The 17,240-nt window shown below is 56.8% G+C and carries 14 protein-coding genes; 7 read left to right on the top strand and 7 right to left on the bottom strand.

Annotated elements, in window-relative coordinates:
• Positions 1–2: 2 nt before the first annotated feature.
• The 5 genes from O2N63_RS14550 to nqrF are packed head-to-tail and all read left to right on the top strand — an operon-like array spanning position 3 to position 4,499.
• Positions 3–1,202, top strand: coding sequence for an NADH:ubiquinone reductase (Na(+)-transporting) subunit B (locus O2N63_RS14550; protein ID WP_271055012.1), 1,200 nt, complete (start codon positions 3–5; stop codon positions 1,200–1,202).
• Positions 1,195–2,001, top strand: a complete 807-nt coding sequence (locus O2N63_RS14545; protein WP_271055011.1) for a Na(+)-translocating NADH-quinone reductase subunit C — start codon at positions 1,195–1,197, stop codon at positions 1,999–2,001. The genes O2N63_RS14550 and O2N63_RS14545 overlap by 8 nt, the downstream gene beginning before the upstream one ends.
• On the top strand, positions 2,001–2,654 hold the full coding sequence (locus tag O2N63_RS14540; RefSeq protein WP_271055010.1) for an NADH:ubiquinone reductase (Na(+)-transporting) subunit D: 654 nt from the start codon (positions 2,001–2,003) through the stop codon (positions 2,652–2,654). Before O2N63_RS14545 ends, O2N63_RS14540 begins: the two co-directional genes overlap by 1 nt.
• Positions 2,654–3,262 (top strand): NADH:ubiquinone reductase (Na(+)-transporting) subunit E, encoded by a 609-nt coding sequence (gene nqrE / locus O2N63_RS14535; RefSeq protein WP_271055009.1) that lies wholly within the window; start codon positions 2,654–2,656, stop codon positions 3,260–3,262. Before O2N63_RS14540 ends, nqrE begins: the two co-directional genes overlap by 1 nt.
• 13 nt (positions 3,263–3,275) lie before the next feature.
• On the top strand, positions 3,276–4,499 hold the full coding sequence (gene nqrF / locus O2N63_RS14530) for an NADH:ubiquinone reductase (Na(+)-transporting) subunit F (RefSeq protein ID WP_271055008.1): 1,224 nt from the start codon (positions 3,276–3,278) through the stop codon (positions 4,497–4,499).
• A 71-nt stretch (positions 4,500–4,570) separates the two neighbouring features.
• On the opposite strand, the gene O2N63_RS14525 is transcribed toward nqrF, so the two are convergent.
• The 4 genes from O2N63_RS14525 to O2N63_RS14510 are packed head-to-tail and all read right to left on the bottom strand — an operon-like array spanning position 4,571 to position 7,695.
• Positions 4,571–5,191: a class I SAM-dependent methyltransferase gene (locus O2N63_RS14525; RefSeq protein WP_271055007.1), complete on the bottom strand. Its 621-nt coding sequence runs from the start codon at positions 5,189–5,191 to the stop codon at positions 4,571–4,573.
• A 28-nt stretch (positions 5,192–5,219) separates the two neighbouring features.
• On the bottom strand, positions 5,220–5,969 hold the full coding sequence (gene pssA / locus O2N63_RS14520; protein WP_271055006.1) for a CDP-diacylglycerol--serine O-phosphatidyltransferase: 750 nt from the start codon (positions 5,967–5,969) through the stop codon (positions 5,220–5,222).
• A complete protein-coding gene (locus tag O2N63_RS14515) occupies positions 5,966–6,709 on the bottom strand; it encodes a phosphatidylserine decarboxylase (RefSeq protein WP_271055083.1) in 744 nt (247 codons plus the stop codon). The genes pssA and O2N63_RS14515 overlap by 4 nt, the downstream gene beginning before the upstream one ends.
• Positions 6,710–6,762: 53 nt before the next feature.
• A complete protein-coding gene (locus tag O2N63_RS14510) occupies positions 6,763–7,695 on the bottom strand; it encodes a hydrogen peroxide-inducible genes activator (protein WP_271055005.1) in 933 nt (310 codons plus the stop codon).
• A gap of 123 nt (positions 7,696–7,818) precedes the next feature.
• Between O2N63_RS14510 and katG the strand changes: the two genes are divergently transcribed.
• Positions 7,819–10,011, top strand: coding sequence for a catalase/peroxidase HPI (gene katG / locus O2N63_RS14505; RefSeq protein ID WP_271055004.1), 2,193 nt, complete (start codon positions 7,819–7,821; stop codon positions 10,009–10,011).
• Positions 10,012–10,096: 85 nt separating this feature from the next.
• On the opposite strand, the gene O2N63_RS14500 is transcribed toward katG, so the two are convergent.
• The 3 genes from O2N63_RS14500 to O2N63_RS14490 form a co-directional block, all read right to left on the bottom strand.
• A complete protein-coding gene (locus tag O2N63_RS14500) occupies positions 10,097–13,870 on the bottom strand; it encodes a translocation/assembly module TamB domain-containing protein (protein ID WP_271055003.1) in 3,774 nt (1,257 codons plus the stop codon).
• 8 nt (positions 13,871–13,878) lie between these two features.
• Positions 13,879–15,618 carry an autotransporter assembly complex protein TamA gene (locus O2N63_RS14495; protein WP_271055002.1) on the bottom strand — a complete coding sequence of 580 codons (1,740 nt, stop codon included), beginning with the start codon at positions 15,616–15,618 and terminating at the stop codon, positions 13,879–13,881.
• Positions 15,619–15,810: 192 nt separating this feature from the next.
• Complete coding sequence (locus O2N63_RS14490; protein ID WP_271055001.1) at positions 15,811–16,260, bottom strand: PACE efflux transporter; 450 nt, start codon at positions 16,258–16,260, stop codon at positions 15,811–15,813.
• Between the two features lie 98 nt (positions 16,261–16,358).
• Between O2N63_RS14490 and O2N63_RS14485 the strand changes: the two genes are divergently transcribed.
• Positions 16,359–17,234 (top strand): LysR family transcriptional regulator, encoded by an 876-nt coding sequence (locus O2N63_RS14485; RefSeq protein WP_271055000.1) that lies wholly within the window; start codon positions 16,359–16,361, stop codon positions 17,232–17,234.
• The last annotated feature ends 6 nt before the right edge of the window (positions 17,235–17,240 follow it).

The raw sequence follows: 17,240 nt of genomic DNA, 5'->3' as shown, positions 1-17,240 counted from the left end.
TCATGGGGCTCAGAAACTTTTTCGATCGCATTGAACCGAATTTCACCAAAGGTGGCAGGTGGGAGAAGTATTTCCCGATCTATGAAATGGTCGAGAGCTTCCTTTACACCCCAAAGACCGTAACCACCGGCGCGCCGCATGCGCGTTCCTACGTCGATATGAAGCGGATCATGACCTATGTGGTGATCGCGACCATTCCGGCCATTCTGGTTGGTCTTTATAATATCGGCTTTCAGGTGAACACGGCGTTTGAAACGCTTGGCCCGTCAGGTTGGCGCGCCACGATCCTTGATGCTCTGGGGATCGGCTTTAACGCTGCGAATCCCGTTTTGAACATGCTTCACGGGCTGCTTTACTTCCTGCCGATCTATATCACCACGCTGGTGGTTGGCGGTATCTGGGAAGTGATCTTTGCCACGATCCGCCGTCACGAAGTGAACGAGGGTTTCCTTGTGACTTCGATGCTTTACACCCTGATCATGCCGCCGGATGTGCCGTTGTGGCAGGTTGGTCTGGGCATTTCCTTTGGTGTTGTGATCGGTAAAGAAGTCTTTGGCGGGACTGGCAAGAACTTCCTCAACCCTGCCCTTGTGGGCCGCGCGTTCCTGTATTTCGCCTATCCGGCAGATATGTCGGGCGACACGATCTGGACACCGGTTGACGGGTTTTCGGGCGCAACGAACCTCGCTGTGGCCGCATCGCGTGGCTATCAGGAGATCGTGGTTGGCGGCACCACCTGGATGGACAGCTTTATCGGGATCGAACAAGGCTCGATTGGTGAGACTTCGGTTCTCGCCTGTCTGATCGGCCTTGGCTTCCTGCTCTTCACCAAGATCGCCAACTGGCGCCTGATTGTTGGCTGCCTTGGCGGGATGATCCTGTTCTCGTCGCTCTTGAACCTGGTCGGATCGGACACCAACCCGATGTTCGCCATGCCGTGGTACTGGCATCTGGTGCTGGGCGGCTATGCCTTCGGTCTGGTCTTTATGGTGACCGAACCTGTCTCGGCGTCGCACACCAACATGGGCCGCTTTATCTACGGAGCGCTCATTGGCTTCATGGTGGTGATGATCCGCGTGGTGAACCCGGCTTTCCCGGAAGGCATGATGCTCGCCATTCTCTTTGGCAACGTCTTTGCCCCGCTGATCGACTATTTCGTGGTGCAGTCCAATATTCGTCGGAGGGCCCGTCGCAATGTCTGACGCAAATGCAAACAAAGGGATGATCCGCCGTTTTCTGGATCTGCCGACGGACTCGGTCGCCAAAACCATTTTCATCGCCACCACGCTTTGCCTTGTGGCCTCGATGATTGTGTCCGCTGCGGCTGTGGCTCTGCGCCCAATCCAGGAGGTCAATAAGCTCAAGGACAAGCAGGTCAACATTCTGCAGGTTGCCGGTCTTTTTGATCCGAGCGAGGATGTAGTTGAGGCGTTTGGTGCGTTTGAACCCCATGTGCTGGAAATTGCCACCGGGCAATTCACCGAAGAATTTGACGCAACCACGTTTGATGATCGCGCAGCAGCTGGTGATCCGGAGCTGTCGATTGCGCTGGCAGATGACCCGGCCTCAATCGGTCGGCAAGCGAAATTTGTCACTGTATACCTTTTGCGCAATGCAGATGGGTCGCTTGATAAAGTGGTGTTGCCGATCCACGGCTATGGCCTGTGGTCGACGCTTTATGGCTTCATTGCCATCGAAGAGAACGGCAACGACATTTTTGGTCTGCAATTCTATCAGCATGGTGAAACGCCGGGTTTGGGCGCTGAGGTGGACAACCCGCGCTGGAAATCACTCTGGTCGGGCAAGAAGCTGGCAGATGACGCTGGCGCGCTGCAAATCAGTGTGACCAAGACCGCACCTGCCGCTGGAGCTGACCACCACATCGATGCGCTGGCCGGGGCCACTCTGACCACGGTTGGTGTGCATAATCTGGTGCGGTTCTGGATGGGTGAGGCCGGTTACGGCCCGTTCCTGACCAATCTTAAAGCGGGAGAGTTCTGATGTCGCAAACCCGGAAAGAGATGCTGGTCGACCCGTTGGTCGACAACAACCCGATCACCCTTCAGGTGCTGGGCATCTGTTCGGCGCTGGCGGTGACATCCTCGCTGCAGGTGGCCTTTGTGATGTCGATTGCCGTGACCCTGGTGACGGCGTTCTCATCGATGTTCATCTCGATGCTCAGAAACCACATTCCCAGCTCGATCCGGATCATTGTGCAGATGGTGATCATCGCCTCGCTGGTGATCCTGGTGGATCAGGTGCTGAAGGCCTATGCGTTTGAGATCTCAAAAACGCTCTCGGTTTTCGTGGGGCTGATCATCACCAACTGTATCGTTATGGGCCGCGCCGAAGCGTTTGCCATGAAGAACCCCCCGGTGGCGTCCTTCATCGACGGGATCGGCAATGGTTTGGGCTATGGGCTTATCCTGATGATGGTCGGCGTGATCCGCGAGCTTTTCGGATCGGGCAGCCTGTTTGGCGTGACCGTCTTTGAGACCGTGAACAATGGTGGCTGGTATGTGCCGAATGGCCTTTTGCTGCTGCCGCCGTCGGCGTTCTTTATCATCGGCCTGATCATCTGGGCGTTCCGCACATGGAAGCCTGATCAGGTGGAAGAGCGTGAATACAAGATCCAGGTTGTGGGGGACCACTGATGGAAGCTCTTATTTCACTGGCCGTAAAGGCCATCTTCGTTGAAAACCTCGCGCTCAGCTTCTTCCTTGGCATGTGTACCTTCATCGCCGTGTCGAAAAAGATCTCGACCGCGATTGGGCTGGGCATCTCGGTGATGATCGTGCAGGCGATCACCGTGCCTGCCAACAACCTGATCCTGACCTATCTGCTGGCGCCGGGTGCGCTTGGCTGGGCGGGCTTCCCCGAGGTGGATCTGACCTTCCTGGGCCTGATCTCCTATATCGGTGTGATCGCCGCACTGGTGCAGATCCTTGAGATGGTGCTCGATAAATACTTCCCGCCGCTTTACAACGCGCTGGGGGTCTTCCTGCCGCTCATTACCGTGAACTGTGCCATCCTTGGTGGGTCGCTCTTCATGGTGGAACGGGATTACAATTTCGCCGAAAGCGTCACCTATGGCCTGTCGTCGGGCTTTGGCTGGGCGCTTGCGATCACCGCAATGGCCGGTGTGCGCGAAAAGCTGAAATATTCAGACATCCCCGAGGGCCTGCAGGGGCTTGGCATTACCTTTATTACGGCGGGCCTGATGGCCCTGGCCTTCATGTCCTTCTCGGGCGTGAAACTCTGAGGCGGAGCGGAACATGACCACATTTGCATTAGGTATCGTTCTTTTCACGCTGATCGTGCTGGCGCTTGTCTCGATCATCATCGCGGCGCGCTCGAAACTGGTGTCGACCGGGAACGTGAACATCACCATCAATGGTGAGAAAACCGTATCGGTTCCGGCGGGCGGGAAACTGCTGCAAACGCTGGCTGAACAGAAACTCTTTGTCCCCTCTGCCTGTGGCGGCGGTGGCACCTGCGCACAATGTCGCGTGAGAGTGCATTCGGGCGGCGGGTCGATCCTGCCCACCGAGGAAAGCCATATCACCAAGCGTGAAGCCGCATGTGGCGACCGTCTGTCCTGTCAGGTGGCCGTGAAACAGGACATGGAAATCGAAGTCCCGGAAGAGGTGTTCGGCGTCAAGAAATGGGAATGCACCGTGCGTTCCAATGAAAACGTCGCCACCTTCATCAAGGCGCTGGTTCTGGACCTGCCAGAAGGCGAAGATGTGAATTTCCGCGCGGGTGGCTACATCCAGATCGAAGCCCCGGCGCACCAGCTGAAATACACTGATTTCGATATTCAGGACGAATATCGCGAAGATTGGGACAAGTTCAATCTGTGGCAATATGAGAGCACCGTCTCTGAACCGGTTGAACGTGCCTATTCAATGGCGAACTATCCGGATGAAAAGGGCATGATCATGCTCAACGTTCGTGTCGCCAGCCCGCCCCCGGGCACTGAAGGTATCCCGCCGGGTCAGATGTCGTCCTTCATCTTCAACCTGAAACCGGGTGACAAGGTGACGATTTCCGGCCCGTTTGGCGAGTTCTTCGCCCGCGAGACCGAAAAGGAAATGGTGTTCATCGGCGGTGGTGCAGGTATGGCACCGATGCGTTCACATATCTTTGACCAGTTGAAGCGCCTGAAGAACAAGGATCGCAAGATCACCTTCTGGTACGGTGCGCGCTCGAAGAAAGAGATGTTCTTTGTCGAGGATTTCGATGAGCTGGCCAAGGAGTTCCCGAACTTCACCTGGCACGTGGCCCTGTCGGATGCGATGCCCGAGGATGAGTGGACCGGCTATACCGGCTTCATCCACAACGTGTTGTATGACGAATACCTCAAGGATCACTCAGCGCCAGAAGACTGTGAATACTACATGTGTGGCCCGCCCATCATGAACCAATCCGTGATCAACATGCTGCTTGAGCTTGGTGTGGATCGCGAAGACATCATGCTGGATGATTTCGGCGGATAAAAAATAAACCCCGGTTGGAAACAACCGGGGTTTTTCTTAAGATATGCGGCGTCAAAGCTTCGGCCGTGGAACTAGGTAGACTTCTTTTCCAGTACCAGAAACGTCATCATGCCCACAGGCGGCAGGGACCTTTGGTCTGCCAGAACAAGACGTGGATCCTGCAGCACCGTTTGCAATTCGAAATCAGAATGCCAGCCGATCATGTTGGCCAACGGGGCAGAGAGCTTCGCAATCAACCCGATCATCCCCGTGTCGTGCTTGAAATGATTGGTGATCACGACCTTGCCACCCGGTTTGCAGACGCGGGCAATTTCTTCCATGACCCGCTCTGGTTCAGGTACAACTGACAGCACATGCATGGCGGCGACATTGTCGAAACTGTTGTCGGGGAAGTCCAGATCACGGGCATCCATCTGGCGCAGGTCCGAGACATGGCTCAGCCCATGCTCGGCCACCTTGCCCTGCGCCTTGGCGAGCATCTCGTGGCTGTAATCGATGCCGGTCACCTGCATTTCGGCAGCATAATGCGGAAGGGCAAGACCTGTGCCCACCCCAACCTCCAACACGGAACCGGGATGTGCATTGAGATAGCTTACTGCGGCGTGGCGTCCAGCTCTGGTCGCCGCGCCAAAAGTTTGGTCGTAGATCGGGGCCCATCGGGCATAGGACGCCCGGACGGATTTGAGGTCCATAGTGTTACTCTATTGGCTGGTCTGGGTGTTAAGGTTTGGCTTTTTGCTTCAGCGTGCTGAGCCAACCCAGAATGACCAGCACAGTGTAAAATGCGCAAGACAGAAGAAGTGTGATCCAGACATGGGTCACAATGCCCGCACCAAAAATGCCAACCCCAACCAGAACGAATTTCACATGTTCGCGGTTGATACGGGTGGATTTGAATGATGGCGTGGGAATATGGCTGATCATCAAATAAGCGATCAGCAGAAGGTAAACGACAATCGCCCCGACCGGCAGCGGGTCCAGGGCAGGAAAGGCGCGGGTCAGATAGATAGGGACCAGCGCAAGAATGGCGCCTGCGGGCGCCGGAACACCTGTGAAGTGCGACGTAACATCATCGCCCCCTTCGGATTTGTTGCCCACGTTAAACCGCGCCAATCGGACGAGGCAACAAACCGCGTAGACCAGCACCGCAAGCCAGCCGAGCGAGCTCGTATCCTGCATCCCCCAGAAATAAAGCACCAGGGCCGGGGCCACGCCAAAATTCAGCATATCGGCCAGACTGTCGAGTTCGGCCCCCATTTCAGATTGCCCATTGACCAGTCGGGCCATGCGCCCGTCGAGCCCATCCAGGATGGCCGCAAGCATAATGAAACCGACGGCCCAGGAAATGTGCCCCTGCACCGCGTATCGAATGGCGGTCATCCCCGCACAGACCGCCGCAACGGTCATCACATTCGGCACAAGCTGGATCAGCGCCACCTTACGCGCGGGTTTGGGGCGCATCTCATTCATGCAGCGTCCTCGGGTGCATCTGCGGTGCCCAGTTCGGCAATCAGTGTCTCACCCGCAACCATGGTCTGACCAAGACGAACCATCGGTTCAACGCCTTCCGGCAGATAGACATCCAGGCGCGAGCCAAAACGGATCAGTCCGAACCGTTCACCCAGACCAAGGCGCTGCCCTTCACCGGTGAAACACACGATGCGACGTGCCACGAGGCCGGCGATCTGCACCACGGCAATGTCGCGCCCATCCGGCATTTCGATCCGCAGGCTGTTGCGTTCATTGTCTTTGCTGGCTTTGTCGAGCGAGGCGTTGAAGAACTTGCCGGGGCGATAGGCAATCGCTGTGATCTTGCCACCGACGGGCATCCGGTTCACATGGCAGTTGAAGACCGACATGAACACGCTGACGCGGGTCAACGGCTTGTCTTCCATCCCCAGTTCTGCCGGAGGAACAGCCGGTTCGATCAGGGACACAACCCCATCTGCTGGGCTGATAATCACGTCATCGCGCAGCGGCGACATGCGCTCAGGATCGCGGAAGAAATAATAGCACCAGACCGTCAGGCCAACGCCGACCCAGCCAAGCGGTGCCCAGATCAGAAAGAAAACCAATGTAATGGCGGCGAAAATTGCGACAAACCGGCGCCCTTCGGGGTGCATCGGTTTGACAAAGGTAGACATCATGTTCACGGGGAAATTATCCGTTTGGGAAAGTTGGCGCCAATCTACGCTGGAATTGGCGGAAATCAAGCTTGAACCGACCTTTCTGCCCTGCACAATGAATGTGGCTTATCCATTTGTCAGCGTCTGCCCCGATCCGAGAGACCCTCACCCCCTGCCCCTGCACAGTTTCGCACAATCTCGGACATCTCCTGAAAGACTGGTCCCATCGGGCTGGATCGGCGCCAGATCATGCCAATGGTACGTTTGGGCTCGGGGTCGCTGAAGCGGGAAACAGAGACGGGGGCCGATCCGGTTTCAACGCCAACTGCCATTTCCGGGATTAAGGTTACGCCAATCCCGGCCCCGACCATCTGCACCAGGGTGGCAAGAGAGCTGCCATCAAGCATCTCTCGCAACTCGCCCCGAGGATTTGATGAAATATCGCAGAACGACAGGGCCTGATCTCGAAAGCAATGCCCTTCCTCCAAGAGCAACAGCCGCATCTCGCGCAGTCGATCGCGGCTTGGCACTGGTTTATTTGCGTCGCCCTCAGGACGTACCAGAACAAAGCGTTCCTCAAACAACGCAATTTCGGCAAACCGTGGATCCGATATTGGAAGCGCGAGGATGGCGGTATCGATCCGCCCCTCGGCAAGTTCGGACAACAGTGTCGAGGTCTGGGTTTCCCGTATGTGGATCTCGGTTTCATCATATTGTGCGCTTAGCGCATGGATGATGCGCGGCAACAGATACGGCGCGATGGTGGGAATCACCCCGATGCGCAGTGATCCCACAAGACGCCCTTTTGCGGTGCGCGCCAGCTGTTCAAGATCATCAACCGAGCGTAGGATCTCGCGGGACCGGCTCAGGAAGGCCTGACCAAAGCGGGTCAGGCGCAGATGACGTTGGCTACGCTCGATAAGCGGTGTGCCCAATATTTCTTCCAATTCTTTGATTTGTACCGACAAGGCGGGTTGCGATATGGCACAGGCTTCGGCCGCACGCCCAAAGTGGCCGGTGCGCGCCAAGGCATCAAAATATCGAAGCTTTCTCAGAGTAATGTCTATCATAACCTTAGGTTATCATGACGATTTGAAAAGGCAATTTCACTTTATGAAACCTCCCCCATAGGCTGAAGCTATATAGGTGCGTTCCGCGCCCGACTTCACACACATTTCAAATGGAGAAAATTCATGGACGGAAATCCCGCAGGCAAATGCCCCGTGGCCCATGGGGCGACTTCTACCGGCACGCGGTCAAACAGCGATTGGTGGCCAGAACAGCTTAACCTTCGCATCCTGCACCAGCATGATACGAAGTCAGATCCGATGGGGGCAGGCTTTGATTACGCCGAGGCCTTCAAGTCGTTGGATTTGAAGGCTTTGAAGCAGGATCTCTACGAGCTGATGACCGACAGTCAGGACTGGTGGCCGGCCGATTACGGCCATTACGGTGGGTTCTTCATCCGCATGGCCTGGCACTCGGCTGGCACCTATCGCAATGCAGATGGGCGCGGTGGCGGTTCCACAGGGAACCAACGTTTTGCTCCGCTCAATTCATGGCCGGACAATGGCAACCTCGACAAGGCACGGCGGCTTCTCTGGCCGATCAAACAGAAATACGGCAACAAGATTTCCTGGGCCGACCTGATGATCCTTGCGGGCAATTGTGCCATTGAAAGCATGGGCGGCAAGACATTCGGTTTTGGCGGCGGACGGGCTGATATCTGGGCCCCCGAAGAGGATATCTACTGGGGCACCGAGGGTGAATGGCTGGGCGAAACGCGCTACTCTGGGGATCGTGATCTGGAAAACCCGCTGGCGGCTGTGCAGATGGGTCTGATCTATGTGAACCCCGAAGGTCCAAACGGTGAGCCCGACATCCTTGCCTCTGGTCGCGATATTCGTGACACCTTTGGCCGGATGTCGATGAATGACGAGGAAACCGTGGCACTGGTCGCCGGGGGCCACACGTTTGGCAAAGCCCATGGTGCAGGCGACCCGGATCTGGTTGGACCGGAGCCGGAGGGCGCGCCGATTGAGGAAATGGGATTTGGTTGGATCAATGCGCTTGGGACGGGCCATGGGGATGACACCACCACCAGCGGCATCGAAGGCGCGTGGACCGCAAACCCAACCAAATGGGACAATGGATATTTCGACCTGCTCTTTGGCTATGACTGGAACCTGACCAAATCGCCGTCCGGTGCATGGATCTGGGAACCCGTTGGTGTAACGGATGAGGACATGGCGCCGCAGGCACATGATCCATCGAAGAAGGTCAAAACCATGATGACCACCGCCGATATGTCAATGCGGATGGATCCGATCTATGGCCCGATTTCCAAGCGGTTCCATGAAAACCCGGAAGAATTCGCAGATGCGTTCGCGCGTGCCTGGTTCAAACTGACCCACCGGGATATGGGGCCAAAAGCGCTCTATCTCGGCGACGAGGTTCCGGGTGAAGATCTAATCTGGCAAGATCCGGTGCCTGCTGCTGATCATGCTCTGGTGGATGATGCCGACGTGGCCGCGATCAAGGATCAGATCAAGGACCAAGGGCTTTCGGTGCGTGATCTGGTCAGCACCGCCTGGGCGTCGGCCTCGACGTTCCGGGGATCCGACAAGCGCGGCGGCGCCAATGGGGCGCGTATCCGCCTTTCTCCGCAAAAGGATTGGGCGGTGAATGAACCCACGGAACTGGCACGTGTGCTGGGAGAGTTGGAAACCCTCCGCGACGGTTTCAATGCGAAAGCGAGCGGCGGCAAACAGATCTCATTGGCGGATATGATTGTTCTGGGCGGCTCTGCCGGTGTCGAAATGGCTGCGAAGGCCGCTGGACATGACATCACTGTTCCTTTTGCACCTGGCCGAATGGACGCCAGCGAAGAGCAGACCGATGCTGACAGCTTTGACGTGCTCGAGCCGGTCTCGGACGGGTTCCGCAACTATCAGAAGACCCTGTTCACTGTATCGGCAGAAGAGCTTTTGCTTGATCGTGCGCAACTTCTCACGCTGACCGCACCCGAAATGACGGTGCTTGTCGGTGGCTTGCGTGCAATGGGCGCAAACCACGAAAACGCGGCGCATGGTGTGCTCACGGATCGCCCCGGACAGCTCACCAATGACTTCTTTGTCAACCTTCTGGACATGAGCACCGCATGGTCGCCAAGCGATGCGGATGCCACCGAGTTCGAGGGGCGCGACCGGGCCAGTGGGGATGTTAAATGGACCGCCACGCGGGTGGATCTTGTCTTCGGCTCAAACTCGCAATTGCGCGCCCTCGCCGAGGTCTACGCGCAGGGCGATGCGGGTGAAAAATTCATGTCGGACTTTGTCGCGGCATGGGTGAAAGTAATGAATGCGGATCGGTTTGACCTGAACTGATCTGAAAGTACGATTGCAAAAGGCGGCGCATATCATCTGCGCCGCCTTTTTGTTTGTTCAGGTGACATACGCGCCTGAAACGTGACTAATAATCCCGCTCAAAAAAGATCCCAAGCTTGCTTTCCCCTTCTGAGGTGACACTGCCCCGTGCTTTGAGTGACGAGTTGATATTGAGGTTCAGGTTCACCTCGCTGGTGCCATCAGATCCGACGGTCACATCCGTATAGAGATTTTCCGAGATATATTTTCCGGCCCGCACATTGGTCACACCTTCTGAATCGGTCGTGACATCCAGATCATCCAATCCAAAATTGCCCCGCAGGTTGCCAATGATCCCTTCGCCGCCCTTACCCGCAAGGGTTCGAACCGCCGCCGCCATACGCAGGGCCTGAAGCGGAGAGATTTGGGTGATGCTGCGACCAAAGAGAAGGAGTGACAGCACCTCATCCTGTGGGCGTTCCGGGGATGATGTGAAATTCACATCAGGCTCCGAGGCGGACCCTTCAACAATGATTCGCACATCAACATCCTCTGTTTGGCTTGTCGCCACAAACCTCAATAGTGGGTCAAAATCCCCCTGTATGCTCACCAAGCCCTCGGTCAGATCCAGCCGTTTGCCCAGAATATCCAAACGGCCACGGATCAGATTGAACTGGCCTTGCGGTACCACGTCATGACTGGTGCCCATCAGGTGCAGCTCGCCTCCTAATTCCGCATCCAATCCACGGCCGCGGACAAAAACTCGAGAGGGGGCTGATACGCGAATGTCCAGCGGATAAGGCGCGCCCGCAGCTTCGGCATCGGTGCTTTCGATCAACCCGGCATAGTCTCGCGTCCGGCGCACGGCAGCGGGTTCGTTGATATGCGTCAGCTCTGCGATGATCGGAACCGCACTTGGCCCCGCTTCTGGCACGCGGATCTCGGTTGGGCCAAGCGCCAGCTCGGCCTGAAGCACAGCACCACCGGACAGGGGACCGGACAGGCGGGCCCGGCCATCAACTGTGGTGTCGTAAAGTTGACCATCACTCAGATGCACGGAAGTTGCCCGCATCAGCATTTCAGAGACAAAAGGCGCGGTCAATCCGACGCTGCCTTCTGCGGTGATCTGCCCCCCAGCTTTCACATTGGCGATGGCATTGATTTGGGCGCGTTCCTGCGCCAGTCGCACTGAAACCTCTTGCAGGTCCAAGACAATCTGCTGCGCTGGCAGGATCAGCTGCCCGTCGACCACACGGATATCGCCGCTAATAGAAGACACTGCGAGCGGGCCGTTCACAGCCAGATCAAACGCGGCCTGACCCGACAGAAGCCGTGGACGGATCAACGGGTTCAACATGGCAAGATGCGTGGAACCGTCCAGTTTCAGATCAGCCCGCGACGCATCTTGGGCGACCTGACCGCTCACGTTCAGATTGGCCTGATTTGGTCCGGTTCCGGACAGATCAATCTGCCAATTCTGATCCCGAAGAGCGGCCGTGCCGGTCATGGTGGCAGGCCCGGATATACCGGTGGTCACGCGTGCCAGATCCCTGAGGGTTGCGTCAAATTGCAGAGATTGCCCCTCGGCGGTGCCCTCTCCTGTCGCGGATATACGCAACTCTGGTGTGGTGAGATCCAGCGCGTCGAGTAAAATTGGGGCTGCCTCTTCATCGGTTCGATGCAGTTTGGCGGTCACGCTGCTGGATCCACCAATCAAGGGATCAAGCATCGGATTTCCTATTGCCAGATCCCGGCCAGCACCGGATAGCGCAAGCGTGAATGCCCCGCTTTGCACCTGCATATCACCTTCGACGGTGAATTCGATCGCCCCTGAAACAGGCTGACCTACCAGCCCGCGATAGGGGGACAATGCGCCAAGTTTGCCAGAGATCTTGCCACTGGCTGTCTCCAGCTGACCGGAATTCATCCGAAGCTCAGCATCGCCTCTCAACTCAGCTTCGCCCGGCCCGGTGCCAGAGAACTGAACGTCCCAAACATCCCCGGACTGAACGGCGGCACCTTCCAGTTTTGCCGGACCTGACAATGTTGGTTCGACACGCGACAGGTCATTGAGGGTCAGGGCAAACTGCCCGGAACTGGCATCTGTTTTCAGATCTGCGGTCAAAGAGGTCCCGGCATGTTCAGATGTGATTTCAAACCGGTTGATCCGCGTCCCCGCGCCATCGCGCTGCACATCAAGGTAAAGATCGGTATCCCCTGAAACCAGCGGATCAAACTGGGGTTGGCCAATCGCAATGTCCAGCCCGGTCCCGGCCAGTTGAAGATCAAATGCGCCACCAAGCAGGTTGACCTCTCCTTCAAGGATCAAATCAGCGGCACCAGAGAGATCGACACCCGACAGACCCGCAAAGCGCGAAAGATCCTGAGCGGACAGCGCGAGGCGTGGCAGAGGTGAAAGAACCCCGCCCTCAGCAAAATCACGCAGGCGAAGATCTCCGGTCAACTGGTAATCCTCTCCATTAAGAGCCAATTCCGTTAGATCAAGAGGTGCGTCTTCCTGCCATTTCAGGCTCAGTTGACCAGTTACACGCGGGCCAATGGCTCGGGCTAAAGTGGGGTCGGATGGTGTAATTCCTTCCAGTGTCATGGCGATGTCGCCCAACACTTGTCCAATTGCGGCCCCATCGCCGCGCACCAGCTGCCCACCGGCAGAGAGGTTCGCAATGTTCAGAGAGAGATCCGGGCGCCGTAAACCAGCCACTTGCATATCAGCGCGCCAATCTTCCCCACGTGCGCTGTCATAAGCAACATTGAGATCCATCCCTTGAACGGTGGTTTCTGGACCCGACATTGGCAGCCGTACAGTTGACCCATCCGCATGTGACACCCGCCCGGTGAGTGCAAAATGTTCCGGCCAGCCCTCAGCCGAAATCGACAGGTTCCCCTGAATTGCCAGGGCTTCCGTCTGCAGGTTCATCTCATCCAGCTGCATTGCGCCGTCTGCGCCACGTTTGCCACGGGCAACCAAAGCGATTTGGTCGCCAAAAAAGTCACGGAATTCTGGGAGAAACACCGGAGCGATATCGCCGGACAGATTGGTGCTAAAAAACTGGTCCTCGCCGCCTTCTTCGCCGGATCCGGACAGTGTCACCTGACCAGCCAACCGCTCTTCGCCATCTGTTGCCAGACGAAGATCGGCGGTGAAATCATTCAGTGGCCCCTGTCCTTTGATCGACATGTCCACAGTCGGTTTTCCTGGCAAGTCGATCAGATTGGCAGCGATCCCGTCTTTCCCTTCTACCAGGGCAAGGGAGAGGTTGAGTTGGCGGGTGCTGTTCTCAAATTGCCCCTCGATCCCGAAACGCCCTTGAGCACCATCTGTGCGGTCAAGTTCAAACCTTGCCCTCCCCTCACCTTCAGACAGCTGCATGTCGCCATCAAGCCGCAAAACCGCCGCCTGCCCGACCACCGGTTCTCCGATCACGATACGGGGCGACGAGATGCCGGCAACCTCCACCGATATGGGCAATTCGGGGAGAGAGAAGCCTGTGGATTCGGGGGATGGCGGGGTGTCGACTGCGGTTGGCAGCCGCTCCAGAATGATCTCTTCTGCGGACAGCTCCGAAATATCCAGCGCACCGATCAAAAGTGAAGACCTGCTCCACCCCAACCCAACTTGGTTCAGGGTCAGCCAGATCCCATCATCATCGGCTATGGTGATCTGCTCAATCGTGGCCCGCGAAGACAAAGCACCGGCAAACCCGATGATACGAATGTCGCGCCCCACATCAGACAGGCCATCCTCGAGAAAGCCTTGAATATAGCCGCGGTCGTTCAATTCATCCTGCGACCGGTCATCCTGTGCCGCGACAAAACCCGACCACAGAAGCAGCACTGCCCCGAAGAGCCATATGGACATCACCCGGATCAAAACGCCTGTCCTATACCGATATAAACCTGAACCCCGTCTCCGGTTGCGCCCGAAACGGGATACCCCACATCCAACCGCAACGGGCCAATTGGTGTCTGGTATCTGAGCCCAAGCCCGGCACCGGAATGCCAGTCACTGTCATCGCCAAAAAAGCCACTTTCACCAATGTGGCCAGCATCAAAAAAGCCGACCACGCCAATTGTATCTGTGATCTGGCCGCGCAGCTCTAGCGACAGGGCAAGATAGCCCTGCCCGCCGGTCAGGTCGTCCCCTTTGATCACGCCGAGTGATTGGTAGGGTTGCCCCCGAACGGAATTGCCGCCGCCAGAATAAAACAGATAATCTGGTGGGATATCATTGACCTGCCCAGCCAACGCCGCTCCGATCTGAGCACGCCCAGCAAGCACAAAGCGGTTCTCGTCGCCAAAGCCTCGGTACGCCCGCCCATCTGCATAGAGGCGCGCGCCGACCCCATCACTGTTCAGGGATAAAAACGGCGTGGCCTCAGCCCTGAGATAAAACCCGTTTGCCGGATTGAGGATATCGTCTCGCCGGTCCCATGTCAGAGTGGCGGGTAAGGTCAGCAAGAAAAAATCTCGGTCCCCCAAAAAATCGGTTGTCTCGGAATACCGCAGACCAATCCCAAGTTCAGCTTCCAGCGTGTCGGACAGGATCCAGTTCACCCCGCCACCCAGCTCTCCTTTGCGGGAAATGAACCCGGGCTCATCTTCATAGGCAAGGTTTGCAAAGAGAAAACCGCCGGTATCCGGGCCAAATGTGGCGGGTTGATCAAGTCGCGCCCCAAGCTCGTAGTCGATCCCACCACTTTGCCCTCCGATGCCTGACACCTCGCCATCCACACGAAAGCGCTCTGCCCCACCCAGAAAGTTGCGGTGCATCCAGAACCCGGTGAGGGTCAGGCCCTCCAACGAAGAAAGCTCGGCCCCCGCGCCAAAACGGCGCGGTTTTTCATCCACCAGCGCCAGCCCGATATCCATGGTGTCACCCGTCCCCAGCTCATCCATTTCAGTGAGAGAAACCGAGGCAAAAGCCCCGGTACGGCGCAGACGTTTGGCAACGGTTCTGAGTTTTTCAGGCGAAAACACCTCGCCACTTGGGAAACCGGCAATGCGTTGAATGCGGTCCGCCCGCACATTGCTCTGCGAGGATTGTAACAACTGCCCAAGGCGCACCTTTGGACCGGGGTTCAGAATCATCCGGGCGGATATTGTGTTACGAGCGTGATCTGCGGTCAGGGACTGATCAGACAATGACACTTTGGCATGGCCCGCGTCTCGCCACGCCTCAGCAGCCCCATCAAGCGCCGCTTGAATAGCGGTACTTTCGGCTGCCGCACCGGGGCGGAACTCCTCCGGCAGGGCATAGCCGGGAACCAGGGGGGTAACATCTGCGGTGGAAAACTGAAACGCGGGGCCGGGGGTGACAGAAATCGAAATCCGGTTGATCTGGCTCGGCACCTCAAACGGAGGAATATTCGCGGCCTCGCGGCCATCCAGCCTGATGTTTATGACACCGCTATAATACCCGTTGGCATAAAGCGTTTCGGTCAGTCTTCCGTAATCGGCAAGCGCCACCGCCATGAGCTCGCGCGGATTGCTCACATCTCGCGATTGAGCATCTTTGATCAAAGACGCGGCTTTTAGTGTATCGGAAAGGTCGTTATCTCCCGACACTTCAAACACAACATCGTCAAGCGCGGTAGCAGGAGCAGGCAATGCCGCGAATGAAAAGCAGGCAAGAAAGGCCAAACACGCCATACGAGACCGTGATCGGACCGCAGATAAGGTCACAGCATTTCCCCCCGAGCACAAAATCGACAAACAAAATCTGTTTATAGCCTATCCGCCCAAAAGCAAACCTGCCACCGCTTTCATCCCCTCTCGCGATTTCTTGCTTCCAATAGCGGACTATGCCTCTGCTGCACCACGCGCAGCCCGATGCTGAAGCCAGCGATCCCGCAGGACATCAAATGACCAATTGAATATCACCGCATAGATCAGGAAATAGATCACCGCCGCGATATCAAACATTAATGCAGCCCAGAATCCCAGATCCAGAAGCACCATCAACAGCGGCAGCGAGACCGTGACCAGCCCCACTTCAAATAACAGGCTATGCACCAGCCTGAGCGTGAGCCCACGCGACAGGCGATCAAAGCCGAACGCATGATCAAAACCCCAGTTGTAAGCAAGGTTCCACAGCATCGCGATCACACTCATTGTGACGCTGAGGCCCAGCATCAGATGCGGCTGATGGCCCGTTATCCAGACCGAAAGCGGCACAAAAGTTGCCAAGGCGATAGCCTCAAACAGCGTTGTGTGCAGCAGGCGTTCCTTAAATGTCATCTTGATGGGCATGGGGTACTCTTCGTCGAATTCACTTGCTCCTGACTAAGGTGGTTCCTTGATGGAACAAAGTTAGATACCATCTGTTTTGCTTATGAAAGGTGAGTGCGATGTATACGCTGGAACAGTTGCGCATGTTGGTGGATGTGGCGGACACCGGTTCGTTTTCGGCCTGTGCGCGCAAACTGGGCAAAGCGCAATCTGCGGTCAGTCAGGGCATCGCAAATCTGGAAGTTGATCTCGATCTACAACTGTTTGACCGCTCGACCCGCATTCCGACACTGACGCCCGACGGGCATCGTATTCTGGATATGGCGCGTGCAGTTCTGGTGCAGGCGACTCAGCTGGATATTGGCGCGCGTTCCATTCACAAGGGGGATGAGGCGCATATCCGATTGGTCGTGGATGACGCGCTGCTCCTGCCACAGCTGGGTAACACCTTGGACCGCTTCGGGAAGGCATATCCCGCAACCCGGCTTGAACTTGTCACAAGCGCAAGCCCGGATGTGGCAGAGATGATTGCGAAAGGTCAGGCGGATCTGGGCATCTTCTTCACCCCAATTGCCTTTGATGACAGCACGGATGTCTGCTTTATCGGCAACCTGCCTTTTGTAGCGGTCTGCCACCCTTCCCACCCATTAGCCAAACGAACTGAAATTGCCGCGCATGACCTATTTCAGCACCGGCAATTGCTGATCCGCGGGCTTCAGGGGCAGGCAGTAGAGATGCTCAACCTCGTGTCGGCACAAGCCTGGTGGACCAACAGTTTTCAGGGACTTCTGCACATGTGCCAGCAAGGGTTGGGCTGGACCTATCTTCCCGACCACATGGCTGCCCCACTGATTGCAGCAGGACAGCTTCACCAGATGCAGGTGAGTTTCGATCACAAACCTTGGAGCCCCCCCGTTGAACTGGTCTACCGCAAGCACAAGGTGATGGGGCCAGCCCTGAGCTGGCTCAAGGAAGAATTGAAAACCTTATTGTAAATTCGG

It is taken from the genome of Aliiroseovarius salicola, from assembly GCF_027891095.1.
Classification (GTDB): Bacteria; Pseudomonadota; Alphaproteobacteria; order Rhodobacterales; family Rhodobacteraceae; genus Aliiroseovarius; species Aliiroseovarius salicola.
The sequence above is the reverse complement of the archived record's forward strand: the minus strand, read 5'-3'. Positions and strand labels throughout refer to the sequence as shown.

Coding starts and splice junctions, on each gene's coding strand:
- O2N63_RS14550 (WP_271055012.1), top strand. CDS start 3: ATGGGGCTCAGAAACTTTTTCGATCGCATTGAACCGAATTTCACCAAA.
- O2N63_RS14545 (WP_271055011.1), top strand. CDS start 1,195: ATGTCTGACGCAAATGCAAACAAAGGGATGATCCGCCGTTTTCTGGAT.
- O2N63_RS14540 (WP_271055010.1), top strand. CDS start 2,001: ATGTCGCAAACCCGGAAAGAGATGCTGGTCGACCCGTTGGTCGACAAC.
- nqrE (WP_271055009.1), top strand. CDS start 2,654: ATGGAAGCTCTTATTTCACTGGCCGTAAAGGCCATCTTCGTTGAAAAC.
- nqrF (WP_271055008.1), top strand. CDS start 3,276: ATGACCACATTTGCATTAGGTATCGTTCTTTTCACGCTGATCGTGCTG.
- O2N63_RS14525 (WP_271055007.1), bottom strand. CDS start 5,191: ATGGACCTCAAATCCGTCCGGGCGTCCTATGCCCGATGGGCCCCGATC.
- pssA (WP_271055006.1), bottom strand. CDS start 5,969: ATGAATGAGATGCGCCCCAAACCCGCGCGTAAGGTGGCGCTGATCCAG.
- O2N63_RS14510 (WP_271055005.1), bottom strand. CDS start 7,695: ATGATAGACATTACTCTGAGAAAGCTTCGATATTTTGATGCCTTGGCG.
- katG (WP_271055004.1), top strand. CDS start 7,819: ATGGACGGAAATCCCGCAGGCAAATGCCCCGTGGCCCATGGGGCGACT.
- O2N63_RS14500 (WP_271055003.1), bottom strand. CDS start 13,870: ATGTCCATATGGCTCTTCGGGGCAGTGCTGCTTCTGTGGTCGGGTTTT.
- O2N63_RS14490 (WP_271055001.1), bottom strand. CDS start 16,260: ATGCCCATCAAGATGACATTTAAGGAACGCCTGCTGCACACAACGCTG.
- O2N63_RS14485 (WP_271055000.1), top strand. CDS start 16,359: ATGTATACGCTGGAACAGTTGCGCATGTTGGTGGATGTGGCGGACACC.